Source organism: Indolivaga macrotermitis (assembly GCF_900128985.1).
Taxonomy (GTDB): domain Bacteria; phylum Bacteroidota; class Bacteroidia; order Bacteroidales; family Dysgonomonadaceae; genus Dysgonomonas_A; species Dysgonomonas_A macrotermitis.
The window spans coordinates 124,639-139,466 of record NZ_FQUC01000001.1 but is presented as its reverse complement, the minus strand read 5'-3'; the positions used below and the strand labels follow the sequence as shown (position 1 = coordinate 139,466).

Genomic DNA, 14,828 nt, shown 5'->3' with positions numbered 1-14,828 from the left:
TCAATTCTTTAGATTTTCATTGATCTGCTCTATATAGTCAAGCACATCCTCTCCTCCTATCCTATGCTCAGATGAAGTCTGAAATACAGGAGGTAACTCGTCCCATGTTTCTTTAAGTTTATCTAAATATACTGTCAGATTTTCTTTCAAATGAGCCTTGCTCACCTTATCTATTTTTGTGAAAATAATGGAAAACGGAATTGCGTTCTCGCCCAGCCATTCTATAAATTCGAGATCTATTTTCTGAGGTTCGTGACGGCAGTCCAACAGAAGAAATAAGTTTGTAAGAGCCTCACGCTCCAATATATAATCTTCGATAATTGTTTTGATACGTTCCCTACCCTCACGACCGCGCTGAGCATAGCCATACCCCGGAAGATCGACAAGATACCATTCGTTGTTTATAATAAAATGATTTATGAGTTGGGTTTTCCCCGGCTTAGACGAAGTCATTGCCAATCCCTTCCTGTTAGTCAGCATATTAATAAGAGAAGATTTTCCTACATTAGAACGCCCGATAAAAGCATATTCGGGTTTTCCATCTTGCGGGCATTTCCGGTAATCGGTATTACTTATTACAAACTGAGCGTCTTTTATTATCATCCGGTAAAATATTTTACTTATAAATCGACTACAAAAGTACAACTTTAGCCCCAGAAAACAAGATTCTTAATTCTTATTAGTACTTTTAATGCTCCGAATTTACATTTGTAACAATAGAGTAAAAAGATGGAAAAGAACGAATTAATATCCCTGATAAATCAAAAAGTCAGTTTATATCATAACGATACAGTATCGTATTACAAGTTTCTGCACCGGCACCCCGAACTTTCCTTTGAAGAAAAGAATACCTCCGAATATGTAGAACAGCATCTAAACCAGTGGGGTATCGAGCACAGAAGCCGTATAGGAGGCTATGGAATATTAGCCTGTATTAAAGGGAGAAATCCCGAATCGAGAACTATTGCTCTTAGGGCAGATATGGATGCTCTGCCCATTACGGAACAGAATAATATCGATTTTAAGTCTCAGAATGAAGGGATAATGCATGCCTGCGGGCATGATACCCACACAGCCAGTCTATTAGGAGTTGCCAGAATTATCAATGAGCTCCGCGAACATTTTGAAGGAACTATACTATTTATATTCCAACCCGGAGAAGAGAAACATCCCGGTGGAGCCAGCTTAATGTTAAAAGACGGTATTTTCGATACATATAAGCCTGATCTAATTATCGGTCAGCACGCTTATGTAGACTATGCTGTAGGAACTGTTGGCTTCGAGAGCGGTGTGGTTATGGCATCGGCGGACGAAGTACATATCCGGATTAAAGGAAAGGGGGGGCACGGGGCCATCCCTCACGAAGTAAATGACACAGTACTTGCCGCATCGCAAGTTATAGTATCCATGCAACAGATTGTGAGCCGGCGTTCAAATCCATTTAAGCCTTGTGTCTTATCATTCGGTAAGTTTATAGCAGACGGGGCAACCAATGTTATACCCGATACTGTAACTTTAGCCGGATCGTTACGCTGCATGGACGAGGAAGAACGCAGCAAACTGAGACCCATCATCAGAGATATTGCTATTCACACAGCTTCCGCATATGGATGCGAGTGCGAGATAGATGTATATGACGGCTATCCATGCACATACAATGATGAAACAGTAACAATACAAGCCAAATCATTTGCCACTGAATATCTGGGTAAAGAAAAGGTTCTGGGTCTCCCCAAGAGAATGACTTCGGAAGATTTCGGTTTCTTTTCGCAACAATATCCGTCTACTTTTTACCGATACGGTATCAAAGGAGATCAACTATGTACAGGATTACATACGTCGACTTTTCTTATCGATGAAGATGCATTACGGACATCTGTCGGCACAATGGCATATCTAGCCATGCGGTATTGCATATAATCATTCTATATTTTTAATCACCTTTGCAGGTATACCGCCTACAATCGTATTATCAGGAACATCTTTCGATACAACTGCGCCTGCTGCTACAATAGCATTTTCGCCAATGGTAACCCCTGAAAGGATAGTGACATTAGCACCAATCCATGCATTCTTTTTGATATGAATATGCCCTACGGCAAGAGAATGTCTTTTTTGAGGAGAAATCGGATGACCTTCTGACAATAAACTGACCTTTGGCCCTATCAAGACATTATCGTCTATAGTAATTCCTCCTAAATCAAGAAAAGTACAATCAAAATTAACAAACACATTTTTTCCTATTTTAGTGTGTTTCCCATAATTGATATATAGGGGTGTAAATACAGCTACACTCTCATCAATTTCGCTCCCTGTAACAAGCCCTAATATTTTTCTGATCTCTACCGGATCATCTGAATTATTCATTTGTACCAATAGTTTCTTGGTGGTATAAGAGGCTTCGCGCATCTTATAGGCTTGTGAATCATCAGGGGCAATTGTTTCACCATTTCTCAATCTTTCAAAAATATCTGTTACTTCATTTTCCATCTTGTTCTTTTATATATTAACCGATTTGTAAAACTAATTAATATTTTTATCATAATTATTGCTCATAGGTTCAAACCATTTTGCTGTAAAGCTCACCCTAGAGCAAAAAAGTATCGCTTACCATCAACTTTACCGATGAGAAAATCTCTTCCAAAAGAAATAAAGCCACACAAATTTGTGTAGCCTTATTTAAATCTGATCCGAAAAGATTTTTATATATCCAGAAATTCTACTTTACCGTCTTCTATATGGTATATAGCTCCAACTATCTTGATTTTGCCTTCTTCGTGCATTTCACTCAGGATAGGTTTTGAGTTACACAATTGTTTTACCCCGTGTTCTACGTTTGCTTTAACTGCATTATACGGAAGTGCTTCCCCTCCTTTTTCGAGCGCTTCCTTCTCTTCTGTTTCTGCTTTTAACGCATCAACAATAGAAGCGATATGTCCGGGAACGGTTTCCCCTTCTTTTGTATCCAGCATCGCTTTTATGGCACCACAACTAGTATGTCCCAACACCACCACAAGTTTTGCCCCGGTATGTTCTACTGCATATTCGATACTCCCTTCTTCGTAATCGCTCATTACATTTCCGGCTGTACGAATCGTAAATATATCACCTAAACCCTGGTCAAAAACAATTTCGGGAGTAACTCTCGAGTCCGAACAGCATATAACGACTACACGCGGATGCTGACCTTCGGTCAACTCTTTTACCCGTAAAGAATCCTGATGAATATGTACCAGTTTACCCGAAACAAACCTTTCATTTCCCTTGATTAGGTTCGTCAAAGGATTTTCATCAATTATATCAGCTTCATTCTGCTGAGAAGATAACGCATTTTGAGTACTTGCATTTTCCGACTTTGAAGTACACGAAGAAGTTCCACCGATCAACAATACTCCCATAACAATGAATACTGTCTTTAATAATGTTTTTTTCATAAAAGTGAGAACTATTTTTAAGTATGATAATTAAAATCGCCGCAAATTTACGATTATGATTTTTTATTTAATATCCGTAGCAATATATTTTTATCGAAATTCTTTTATATCACTTGTCTACAAAGAGAAGTGATACATCCGGCTCATTTCCAAAAAGTATATATATATTCAATTTATCCCCCTAAAAACGCTAAAATACCACTGTACAATCAGTCCCGTTTTTTCTAATTTTACATTTAACTAATTAAATACTACCTAACATGAAAGACATTATTGCTGTAATATTAGTTTTATCAGGAATCTTGCTATCTGAAAAAAGCATGTCACAAACGCCTGCATTTCCGGGAGCAGAAGGTGGAGGAATGTTTACTACCGGAGGCCGTGGTGGTAAGGTATTCTATGTAAATACACTCGAGGACAATGATACGGGAGACGCTTCTACAAATGAAGGTTCGCTCCGCTGGTGTATAAATCAAGACGGCAAAAGGACTATCCTATTCAAGACAAGTGGAACTATCAGGCTGAACGCTCCTCTACATATTGCGAGCGGCAATGTAACTGTGGCAGGACAATCGGCACCGGGCGATGGAATATGTATCGCAGACTATCCGGTTGTTGTCTCCGCAGATAATGTCATAATCAGATATATGCGTTTTCGTATGGGAGACCTTAAACTTACCCCGGAAAAAGCCGACGGAGCTGATGCGTTTAGCGGAAGGAAAAATAAGGATGTTATTATTGACCATTGTTCTATAAGCTGGAGTACTGACGAATGCTCTTCGTTCTATGACAATGAAGACTTCACGATGCAATGGTGTATCATCTCGGAAAGTTTGCGTTTGTCAGGGCATTCAAAAGGACCGCACGGATACGGTGCTATCTGGGGAGGAGTTAATGCAACATTCCACCACAACCTGCTCGCACACCACGATAGCCGTACTCCCCGCCTCGGCCCGGGAACAAAACATGCCGGAAACGACATTACAGATGTACGTAACAACGTCTTTTACAACTGGAATGGCGAAGGTTGTTACGGAGGTGAAGCAATGCACGTAAACCTCGTGAATAACTATTATAAAGCTGGTCCTGCTACAAGTGACAGAGTCGCGAGCCGGATAACAGCGATAAGTACCAATAAAGGAACCGGAGGTTTTGAGCGTATAAAAGATGTATGGGGAAAATTCTACATAGCCGGAAATGTGATGCCCCATAACAAAGAAGTAACCGGCGATAACTGGTTAGGAGTAAGTGCTGCCGATAATAAGGACAAAAATGAACTGAAATTAGCTAATCCTCTGAATGTAAAAGAAGTTTATACACATACCGCTCATACCGCTTACGAAAAAGTTTTGATGTATGCCGGATGTTCGAAGGTTCGTGATAATATAGACACACGTATAATCGACGAAACAACTAACGGTACTGCTCCATTCTCGGGGAAGAGTAAGTACAATGGTCAGGGCGGAGTATGGAAAAGCCTGAACTATCCACGGAAAGGAATTATTGATTCTCAATCAGACCTTAATCCTGACCCTCAGAATAAAAATTGGTCTGCGTGGCCGGATTTAAGAAGCAGTACCTTCGCCACTGACAGTAATCAGGATGGTATTCCCGACGGTTGGCTCGAAGCGAACTATCCGGGAAAGAATGCAACTGATCTTACCAAAGAAGGTTATACATATCTGGAAGTATATCTGAACAGTTTAGTTGAGCCTATCACTAAAAATCAAAAATAAAGAAGCCCAAAAAACCGGGAAGCAGAAAATCTGCTTCCCGATAAACCAATACAATCTATTACTAATGCAAATCAGTAGTTGAAGACGTTCTGTCTTTTTCTGTAATGATCTTTATAGAAAGGTGACAATAACTAAACAGAGGTGACATTCGGCTGTTACCCGGGTGTCACTTTTGCCATCTTGCTATTTCGTTATACATCAAGCAAATACTCTTAAAAAGGTGACAAAGGTGACAAAAGTGACACCTTTTTTGAATTTATTTTTTTTAAATTTTCTACTTTCAGTTTGCTCTGTTCCAATATATCAAAGGTCTCTTTGGTAATAGATAAAAATAAAAGGAATTTATAATCGAGAGAAGTCCTTTGATCATTGTTTATTTGCTAAAACGTACTTTTAGTTGACGGGTGTAAGCAAAACCTTACGTAAGCGTAAGGGTCTTTTTTGCTTTTGCTACTGATTCGCATTACTAACAGAACTATACTGTTTTGTTTAGCCATTTACCTCTCCTAAGGTATACTAAGGATAATAGTAGCAACACTATTACATATAATTGCTCGGACGTCCAATACATCGCAAGCGGAATATCCGGTAAACGGGATAATAAAAATAGATAAGACAAATAGACAAACATATTTATTATCTGAAATATAAAAGCGGTCTTAGTATTTCCGGTGCCAATTACCGTATTACAATAAACGTACGCAGGCACTGAGATAATAAACGTGGACAACATTACATAAAATGGATAGAACGCCGTATGAACGACGACCTGATCATCGGTGAATGACCCCAAAAGAGGTTCGGAGAAGGCAAAGGCCAATAACATTAGCGGAATACCTATCGCATAATTCAGTACGATAATACGGCGGCAAACCGGAATCACCTTATCTGCCTGATTTGCTCCTATAAGATTACTTACAAGGGAAATAGTAGTCGTGGCAAATGAATTGATAATGACAAAAAAGAGCATAGAGATACTCCTTACTACATTTGCTGCCGCAAGTTCATATTCTCCCAAATGTTCAATCGCTACAAAGAATAAGAACCAGGGAGCAATACAAAAGAAAGAGCGGATCATAGTCCAAAAAGATATCCTGAAAAGATGAAGGGACAACCCCAAGTCAAATACAGCGCGTAATCCATACTTTTCTTTATCTGCATTTCGCCACATATAAACAGCTAAAAACAATAATCCGACAAGTTCGGCTAAGGATGACCCGATACCGGCACCGCTGATTCCTAACTGAGGGAATCCTGCTTTTCCGAAAATCAACAGATAGTTAAACAGAACATTACTGAGCACCATCACTACAGAATTGGCTGTAAGTATTTTGGTATGGGTAGTACCTATGAAGAACGCCCGGATTGCCAATAAAGGAAAAGCAAACAGATAACTGTAATCACGCCATTCGATATATTGTATTGTAGCCTGATATACACTATCCGAAGAAATAATCGCTCGGAGCAATACCGGTGAAAATAGTTTGGACAATACAAAAACAACAATCGCAAAAACGGATAAAGAAATCAAACTTTGAAAGAATACCTTACCGGCATCTGCATATTTCCCTTCTCCGTTTCGTCTTGCAATAACTACCTGCGCACCAAGGCTAAAACCGAAGCCCAGCATAAAAATTGCGATAAAATAGATAGAAGCCAAAGCTGACGCCCCGAGATATATAGGGCTAACATGCCCCAGAAATATAGAATCGGTTATATTAATCAACTGTTCCATGAGCAGGCTTATCATTATGGGTAAATTGATAAGCCAGATTTTTTTGTATGTATAATTCATCTGTTGTATGAAATGCGATGCCTATGCAACACTTCAAAAGCGTTACAGACAATCATTAATATTATTTTATTGATTAAACTCTGTGAAAGGAACGGGTATAACAACTTAATGCCGGAGAGATATTCCCCGACACACCCGAAGCAGGATAGCTATATACAGAGTTGGCACTTCATTAATCAGACAGTAGGTTGGTTTATAAATACAAAGATATATAACTTTTATTCCGGTTCATCCGTATCGAGACAGAAAGGATGCCCGGCGGGATCAATCATTGTCCGCGATGTCTTAAAATATTGTTCATCGGCAACTTTAGCTCCCAATCGGATTGCATAAGCTACCGCTTCTTCGAGATTCTCAACATAAAAATCCAGATGCAACATCTGTCCTTGTTTTTCTTTTACCGATGGCCATACAGGCGGTTGATATTCTTCGACCTCCTGAAAGGCGATTACCATACCTGTAGGAGAAGTAATTGCAGCCCATCCGTTAGCCTGCGGATGTGTCCATTCCCATCCTAGCAATTGGCTGTAGAAGCCGGCAAGGATTCCGGCATCTTTACAATCGATAACAACATTGATCTTATAGATATTAATTTTCTCCATTCTGTTTATTTATTAATAGTTATAATACCTTGCTTATTATTCATTGCAGGATACAAATATAATCCCAATCACGATGAGAAAGTTTCCCTATCTTGCTAAATTATCCGCTGTTCCATAAATAAATAACCGGTAAGGAGAAGAGCTATCTTCTCCTTACCGGTTTCTCTACATTGGCTTAATTATCAGAATACAATCCGATAATATTCCCTTCCGAATCTGTAAACATGGAAAAATAACCTAAATTATCAGCTTCTATCTTTGTCTTTTCTTTGACTATTTTACCTCCGGCTGAAGTAATACGGGTGAGTACCTCATCCATACAGTCAACAGCCAAGCTGATCAAAATCCCATTAAAAGAGGGATTAAATCCTGAGGCAAAAGAAATTGCTCCGGGATATTTTCCGTCTTCTTCCGGAAAGAACGCCATCTTCTCAGCGTCGCATTCCATCACAGATAGTTCCAAATTAAGTACTGTTTCGTAAAACTTCACCGCTCTGGAAAAATCAGCTGCTGGAATTTCAAAAAATGCTACTAACCTTTTCTTTTTCATCTTCTTGTATTTTTATTATTTGACACTGCAAAGATAAAGGCAGGCCGGTAGCCGGTATTGTAGAAAACGGACATTCTCCGGCCTATGAAAAATAGTCGGAATAAGGGGTGCACATCGCGAGATACTCCAATGGGGTATAACCCGAAAATACTTTAAATTCCTTTATCAAATGAGGTTGATCATAATAGCCACATTCAAACGCGAGCTGTGCCATATTGATATCCGATTGTGTTTGTAAAACAAATAATGCTCTTTGAAAACGAATTACACGCTGATATTCTTTAGGATTAGCTCCTACCATCTCTGTAAATATCCTCTTAAATTGCTTTGGACTCAGGCAAGAGGCTCCGGCAAGTGTTTTAATATCCGTTTGCCGGTTATTAATCAGTTCTATTGCAGTATTTATCCGCTTCAAATTATAGTCTGCCAAATTACGGATTCGTTTAAACAAAAACTGTTCGATCAGCAAAGCGCACTGTATATTTGATTGCGTCTCTTCTAAGACCTTACGAAGGTCTATTAATTCTCTGTCTTCCAAATCATAAATATCAGTTCTAAGCCCATTAATTTCGCTCATCGGCATCTTGAAGAAGACTCTGGCTCCAATCGGATGAAAAACAATGCAGATCATATCCAGATCCGAAGTGTATAATAAGTCTGTGAATGACTTTTCCTGGCCACTTATAAATGCCTGTGGCTGGAATTGATTATCGGACTCCGAGAATATACGCTCTCCTCTATGAAACATCATACAGACATGACCCGTTGGCACTATACGCGTCCGGGATGAATGTGTAATATTTGCTTTTAAAAACCAATAATGCTTAACATATGGAGCAAGCATTGGCGATGGTTTTATAATCTGGAAATTTTCCATTCAGAAGAGAATATAACTTAATGATCGACAAAGTTATCACATTAAAAAGTTCCGGTCTTGTAAAAAAAGGACAATTTTACAAGACCGGAACTTTCCATATACTCTTTCGCTTTCTATAGGCTTCACATAAATCAATGATTTATTTATTAACAAGCTTCATTGCCGATTCGGGATAACGCTCTCCTGTATTCGGATATTTGGCTATAATATTTTCTACCTCCTTAATATCACTCTCTGTAAGTTGGGCATCTACTGCTTTTACATTTAATTCGAGGTATTTCCGTTTTTTCGTACCCGGAATAGGAATTATATCAGAACCTTTTCCTAAAAGCCATGCTAATGCAAGTTGAGCCGTATTGATATTTTTACTGTGTGCAAATTCAGTTAATTCAGCCATCATTCGTTTATTATTCACAAAGTGATCTCCCTGAAAACGAGGCAAAGACCTTCGTGCGTCATTTTCCTCCAAGTCTATATCAAAATTCTCTGTAAACATCCCTCTACCCAATGGTGAATATGGCACTAGAGAAATGCCTAATTTACTGATCAGCGGATATATTTTATCCTCTACGCCCCTGCTCAATAACGAGTACTCACTCTGTAAAGCTGCTATCGGATGTACTTTGACCGCTCTTTCTATTGATTCGGCCGAAGCCTCTGAAAGTCCCAGATAGCGGACTTTTCCCTCTTTCACCAGTTCAGACATAGCTCCTACTGTTTCTTCAATGGGCACTTTAGTATCTACACGATGTAAATAGTAGAGGTCTATGTAATCAACTCCCAAACGTTGTAAACTCAGATCAACAGCTTTTCTCATCCATTCAGGTGAGCCGTCAACTTCCGATGCCAATAAATTACTTTGCTCGTAACGTAATCCGAACTTAGTAGCCAGAAATACCTTATCTCGCTTACTTTTAAGTACGTTAGATAATAATTTCTCGTTTTCGCCTCCTCCATAAAAATCAGCTGTATCCCAAAAATTCACTCCTAATTCGAGTGCTCTATGCAATGTAGCTATACTTTCTTTGTCATCTTGCCCCGAATAGGCATGCGACATTCCCATACAACCCAATCCTATCGCCGATAATTCTTCGTTGGTGTTACCTAATTTTCTGTATTTCATATCTCTTATAATTATTAGAAGTTATGATACAAAAGTAGAGTAGATAGCAAGAAGCAAGCTATACAATTCAAATCAATACTTATAGAATTCAAAGAATATAACTCAATCTTAATTCTTTGGGCGAAGCTCCGGCATGCTTCTTTAAGAAATTGGTAAAATAGGAGGGATATTCAAAACCCAAAGCATCCGATATTTCCGATATATTCCAATCTGTATTCTGCAATAAGCTCCTGGCTTCTGTTACTATTCTTTCGGTAATCAATCCGGAAGAAGTATTCCCGGTAACCTTCTTTACTGAACTATTTAGATGATTGACGTGCATATTAAGTTTCCGTGCATAGTCCTGAGGGCTTTTTAGATCCAAGGGCATTTCGGGAGATTGTACCGGAAATTGCTGTTCCAATAGTTCAAGGAAACGAAAAACCGTACGATGAGCGGCATCCATCATTTGACTGGTTGAGAACACCTGATCTCCTAACATTTGTATCCGGTGTAGAAGTAAATTAAGGTAGTTCTGCAACAAAGCATATTTATATATATAATCTGACTTAAAATCTTCTTCGATCTTTTCGAAAAAAGCAGAAAATTCTTCCTGTAAAATATTATCCAGATTATAAATCGGTATAGTTTCCAGATTAAGAACCGGATATACCTCCGGATTGGTTGTATTCAAAAATTCACTCGAGAACAAACATACCCAACCATCCTGATTCTCTGATAGAGGTTCCCATGAATAAGGGATTATCTTATTGGCTATAAAAATAGAGGGTGCGTCAATTCTGACTTTATGGTTCAGGAAGCTTAGAATTCCACTCCCTTTAGTTAAAACAATCCTATAGAAATCGCGGCGAATATAAGTTTTCGCAGCAGAACATCTCCAGCGGGGAAAGATATTGAAGTGCCTGATAATTTTATTCTCTCCGGAAAGTAAATGTTTATTTTCCGACATTTTATAAAAATCCTGTAAACTTTCGGTATGCTTCATACTTCAAAGTTATAAAAATCAAATAAAAGAAACAGGCTTCAAGCAATTATTCAGGTAAGAGTCGGTTATTGTGGTTTTCTTTCTCTATTCATTTATTTTTCTTTTAGTTTGAATAAATATCTTTTGCTTGTAAAGGTATCGGTTGCACTCAGAATAGCGATTATCCGGTTTTGCGCTTTTATATAAAAATCCCCTCCGGAAACTTATCCGAAGGGGATTTTATTGTGATTTTTCACAATGGGGTTACCGGAATACAAATATCAACAACAAACTGTGCTCCGGTTTTCTCAGGCTTGATATCATTGTGATAAAGTTCAAAAGTGCTACCTTCAGCCTGTTTATATCCGCTTTCGGTAAACCAATCGCACATAGTATTCCACGCCTGTTCAAAGTCCGAAACCCCAAGTTCGAACCGACCGACTACAAATTTCCCTCCCGAAACAGTCATTTTACCAAATTCTCCTTCCGGCTCAACGTCCTTGTCTATTAATAGACATGCGCTCTGGCGAACTTTGCTTATATCTGTTACTGCCGGGTCATCATGGGTAACTGTCATACTTTTGGTTTTCCCCTCTTCATACAGATCACGGGGAGCAGCCCAGCGTGCCAACTTCTGATAAGCTTTTCCGATTTCGTGGAACGGACCGGTATGGCGGCAATAAATAACACGCATGTCCGGTAACTGCTTTACTTCGATTTTTGTTTCCATAAAAAATAATTGTTTAAATTCTACGGGACAAAGTTCAGACATAATCGCCGGATTATTTTTACCATTCTTGCTTACCAGTTTACCCTGCTTGCTAAAATATACACCATTTTTTGCCAACACGATTCTGTCTTCTTTCCTAAATTCGCGGGAAGTCACGCCGAAAGTTTTCCGGAACGTCCGGCTAAACAAGGAAAGGCTACTGAATCCGCACATAAAAGCTATCTCTGATACGGATAGCGCCTGATTATTACGTAATAGCTGCGCTGCTTTCTCTATTCGCAACCGTTGGGTAAAAGCAATCGGTGTTTCTCCTGTCAGGTAGGTAAATATCCTGTGAAAATGAAATGATGAGAAACACGCTACATCTGCCAATTCATTAAGAGTCAATGGTTGGTCGATGTGTTTCTCGATATAATCCATCACTTTATTTATACGATATATATATTCCTGTTTGCTTCTTTCTTTGGTTGTTTCCATAACTTATTTACAAATATAAAAGTCTGCGAAACCGGAGTGTTGTTTTATCTTGCTAATATTTTATTGCTCCGATTCTAGTAAATACTCATTTCTATTTCTCTTTTACTTCTACAGCAAGTCATAATACTCTTTCGCTTTCTATATTCAAAGACAATAATTATCAGTCGGTTCGCACTTAAGCCGTTAATTTTCGGAGATTTACCCCTCAGAGAACAGCCTGTTATAGATATATCAATATCTACTGAATTAAAAATAATTATCTAAATATTTCGATAACAGAGATTAGCTCAGGTAAGTTTTACCTGATAGAAGAGAGATAATCTGCAAAAGTTCCTTTACAGATTATTTCAGGCCGGACACCTGTATATGTGTAGTAGTCTTCATTCGTTGGCAAAAATAACAAATTAGAGCCAAGTTGTTTAAACATTGGCTCTAAAAATGTATATACAAAAGTAATTTAGCAAGATGAGTAAAGTCCATTGATCAACCAAGAGTAATGATATTTATGACGAACCCGATTATTGGTAAAGTGATCTTTCGAACTCGAATGGGCTATTCTCAGATTAATATAAGCAGATATATTATTAACCGGATCAAATGATCCGGTTTTTATTATTCGGGTTCGAGAGTATATGTACCAAGGCAGAATGGATGACCTGCAGGATCGATCATTGTTCTTGATGTTTTGAAGTATTGCTCATCGGCTATTCTCGCGCCACATTCGATAGCATGTGCCACCCCTTCTTCGAGGTTGTTGACAAATAAATCGAGATGCAGCATCTGGGCTTGTTTTCCCTCTTGCCATGGCCACACAGGAGGTTGATACCCTTCTACTTCCTGAAATATAAAGAACATTCCTGTTGGAGAGGATATTGCCGCCCAACCTTCATCAGACCGGGGATGAGTCCATTCCCAACCCATTAATTTGCTGTAAAAACCGGCCATAATATTTGCATCAGAACAATCTATTATGACATTCATACCGGTTATAAGAACACTTTTTTTATTTTCCATATTACTTACTTATATTATGTTTATACCGTGAGTGTTGTTTTCATTCGCATAAAAATATACCTCCGTATATCATCTACAAATCTTTCTAAACTGCTTTCTGAACGGGAGCCACACTAAGTTCATCCTCTATATCCAAATAAACCCGACCTTCCTTTGCCAGCCAACCAAGAACTAAAGATAGATATAACTCCTGATATTCAGTAATCTCTCTTAGCTCTCCTATTGTCAGCGTGTTTCTTTTTGTAAGTAACAGATAAATTGCTTCGGCATCTTTCTTTACAATCTCTTTTATCATAAAACTATAGTTCTTTATCGAATATTTTCTTCTGTTTTAACATATAAAGAGGGTGATAGAGACCTGTTGGCTCATAAAACGTATCTTCTATATATTCAAAACCCAGTTTTTTCAGAGCCCTTTCGGATGCTTTATTATTTGGATTGTGACCCGCATAAATATTAGAAATGTTTAAGGTATCTAATGCATATTCTATAACTTTCATTCCTGCTTCCTGTGCAAACCCTTTACCCCAATATTCGGGTTTGAAGTAAAATCCAAATTCACAAACAGACTTTCCGGTATCATACGGTCTTAAACCGCAACATCCCACAAATATATCTCCTTCGAGAAGAAAGACGGGATAATATTGTATACCATAGAGTCGTTTATTCTTGATCTCTAAAAGGAGGCGTTCCTTAATATCAGCTTCAGAGAAAACGCCTTCAGATACAACGAATCGGGAGACCTGAGGATTTCCCCAAAGATCAATCGCATAATGGAGGAACTCGTCATTCCAATAGGTAAATCCCAATCGTTCCGATTTCAAAAAATATTCCATAAATACATTCTTCAGGAAAACAAAATACAAATTTAGATAATACAAGCTAAGCGCAATTGTCCGATATTGCTAATATTATAAATAATCAGACTGTTTGTTGTAATTTTGTGTACAATTAATTGATACTATACCTCCTATGATATATTTTGAGACCCCTCGTTTATTGTTACGCAGCTGGAAAGAAGAAGATATTGAAGTATTTGCAAAGATCAATCATGATCAACTTGTCATGGAATATTTCCTGAAACCGCTAACAGATAAAGAATCTCTGGATCTTTATAACAGGATTCAGGACGAATTCTCCATGTACGGATATGGTTTATATGCAATCGAGAAGAAAGAAGATGGCGCTTTTATCGGGTTTACGGGCTTCCATAATATTACCTTTAATGTTGATTTTGCCCCGGGTATTGAAATAGGATGGCGCATACAACAAGAGGACTGGAATAAGGGATATGTAACCGAAGCTGCAAAAGCCTGCCTTTTGTATGCAAAGGAAAACCTGCCCTTCAAAACAATATGGTCTTTTACTTCACTGCCTAATAAAAGATCGGAAAGAATAATGCAAAAAATCGGGATGGAAAAGGTTAAATCTTTTCCTCACCCCTCGGTACCCGACGGACACCCCCTTAAGGAGCATGTTTTATATAAGATAACAATCTGAAAAAAACGACTGACCCCAATATATTC

The 14,828-nt window shown here is 38.4% G+C and carries 16 protein-coding genes; 3 read left to right on the top strand and 13 right to left on the bottom strand.

The genetic code is table 11. The annotated features are described in order from the left end of the window. Nucleotides 1-603, bottom strand: a complete 603-nt coding sequence (gene yihA / locus BUC12_RS00600) for a ribosome biogenesis GTP-binding protein YihA/YsxC (RefSeq protein ID WP_062175243.1) — start codon at nucleotides 601-603, stop codon at nucleotides 1-3. Between the two features lie 126 nt (nucleotides 604-729). Between yihA and BUC12_RS00595 the strand changes: the two genes are divergently transcribed. After that, nucleotides 730-1,920: a M20 metallopeptidase family protein gene (locus tag BUC12_RS00595; protein WP_062175242.1), complete on the top strand. Its 1,191-nt coding sequence runs from the start codon at nucleotides 730-732 to the stop codon at nucleotides 1,918-1,920. Here the strand turns inward: BUC12_RS00595 and BUC12_RS20390 are convergent, their stop codons facing one another. Both BUC12_RS20390 and BUC12_RS00585 read right to left on the bottom strand, forming a co-directional pair. Beyond that, nucleotides 1,921-2,490, bottom strand: a complete 570-nt coding sequence (locus BUC12_RS20390; RefSeq protein WP_062175241.1) for a sugar O-acetyltransferase — start codon at nucleotides 2,488-2,490, stop codon at nucleotides 1,921-1,923. It lies immediately after the preceding gene. Nucleotides 2,491-2,702: 212 nt separating this feature from the next. Next, on the bottom strand, nucleotides 2,703-3,434 hold the full coding sequence (locus BUC12_RS00585) for a carbonic anhydrase (RefSeq protein WP_236689345.1): 732 nt from the start codon (nucleotides 3,432-3,434) through the stop codon (nucleotides 2,703-2,705). A gap of 260 nt (nucleotides 3,435-3,694) precedes the next feature. On the opposite strand from BUC12_RS00585, the gene BUC12_RS00580 reads away from it, so the two are divergent. Further along, nucleotides 3,695-5,170 (top strand): pectate lyase family protein, encoded by a 1,476-nt coding sequence (locus tag BUC12_RS00580; protein ID WP_062175240.1) that lies wholly within the window; start codon nucleotides 3,695-3,697, stop codon nucleotides 5,168-5,170. A 475-nt stretch (nucleotides 5,171-5,645) separates the two neighbouring features. On the opposite strand, the gene BUC12_RS00575 is transcribed toward BUC12_RS00580, so the two are convergent. The 10 genes from BUC12_RS00575 to BUC12_RS00530 form a co-directional block, all read right to left on the bottom strand. Beyond that, nucleotides 5,646-6,965, bottom strand: a complete 1,320-nt coding sequence (locus tag BUC12_RS00575; RefSeq protein ID WP_062175239.1) for an MATE family efflux transporter — start codon at nucleotides 6,963-6,965, stop codon at nucleotides 5,646-5,648. A gap of 218 nt (nucleotides 6,966-7,183) precedes the next feature. Further along, complete coding sequence (locus tag BUC12_RS00570) at nucleotides 7,184-7,567, bottom strand: VOC family protein (protein ID WP_062175238.1); 384 nt, start codon at nucleotides 7,565-7,567, stop codon at nucleotides 7,184-7,186. Between the two features lie 175 nt (nucleotides 7,568-7,742). Beyond that, nucleotides 7,743-8,117 carry a VOC family protein gene (locus tag BUC12_RS00565; protein ID WP_062175237.1) on the bottom strand — a complete coding sequence of 125 codons (375 nt, stop codon included), beginning with the start codon at nucleotides 8,115-8,117 and terminating at the stop codon, nucleotides 7,743-7,745. An 82-nt stretch (nucleotides 8,118-8,199) separates the two neighbouring features. Further along, entirely contained in the window at nucleotides 8,200-8,994 is a 795-nt protein-coding gene (locus BUC12_RS00560; RefSeq protein WP_062175236.1) for a helix-turn-helix domain-containing protein, read from the bottom strand. A 139-nt stretch (nucleotides 8,995-9,133) separates the two neighbouring features. Then, nucleotides 9,134-10,117 carry an aldo/keto reductase gene (locus BUC12_RS00555; protein ID WP_062175235.1) on the bottom strand — a complete coding sequence of 328 codons (984 nt, stop codon included), beginning with the start codon at nucleotides 10,115-10,117 and terminating at the stop codon, nucleotides 9,134-9,136. Nucleotides 10,118-10,205: 88 nt separating this feature from the next. After that, nucleotides 10,206-11,102, bottom strand: a complete 897-nt coding sequence (locus tag BUC12_RS00550; protein WP_062175234.1) for a helix-turn-helix domain-containing protein — start codon at nucleotides 11,100-11,102, stop codon at nucleotides 10,206-10,208. Nucleotides 11,103-11,334: 232 nt separating this feature from the next. Next, the gene (locus BUC12_RS00545; RefSeq protein ID WP_062175233.1) at nucleotides 11,335-12,288 is read right to left on the bottom strand and encodes an AraC family transcriptional regulator; all 954 of its coding nucleotides are present in this window, start codon (nucleotides 12,286-12,288) and stop codon (nucleotides 11,335-11,337) included. 612 nt (nucleotides 12,289-12,900) lie between these two features. Beyond that, nucleotides 12,901-13,302 carry a VOC family protein gene (locus BUC12_RS00540; RefSeq protein ID WP_062175232.1) on the bottom strand — a complete coding sequence of 134 codons (402 nt, stop codon included), beginning with the start codon at nucleotides 13,300-13,302 and terminating at the stop codon, nucleotides 12,901-12,903. An 85-nt stretch (nucleotides 13,303-13,387) separates the two neighbouring features. Continuing rightward, nucleotides 13,388-13,597, bottom strand: a complete 210-nt coding sequence (locus BUC12_RS00535) for a winged helix-turn-helix domain-containing protein (RefSeq protein WP_062175231.1) — start codon at nucleotides 13,595-13,597, stop codon at nucleotides 13,388-13,390. 4 nt (nucleotides 13,598-13,601) lie between these two features. After that, nucleotides 13,602-14,138 (bottom strand): GNAT family N-acetyltransferase, encoded by a 537-nt coding sequence (locus tag BUC12_RS00530; RefSeq protein WP_062175230.1) that lies wholly within the window; start codon nucleotides 14,136-14,138, stop codon nucleotides 13,602-13,604. A gap of 136 nt (nucleotides 14,139-14,274) precedes the next feature. Here BUC12_RS00530 and BUC12_RS00525 point away from each other — a divergent pair, with 136 nt between their 5' ends. Then, the gene (locus BUC12_RS00525) at nucleotides 14,275-14,802 is read left to right on the top strand and encodes a GNAT family N-acetyltransferase (RefSeq protein ID WP_062175229.1); all 528 of its coding nucleotides are present in this window, start codon (nucleotides 14,275-14,277) and stop codon (nucleotides 14,800-14,802) included. The last annotated feature ends 26 nt before the right edge of the window (nucleotides 14,803-14,828 follow it).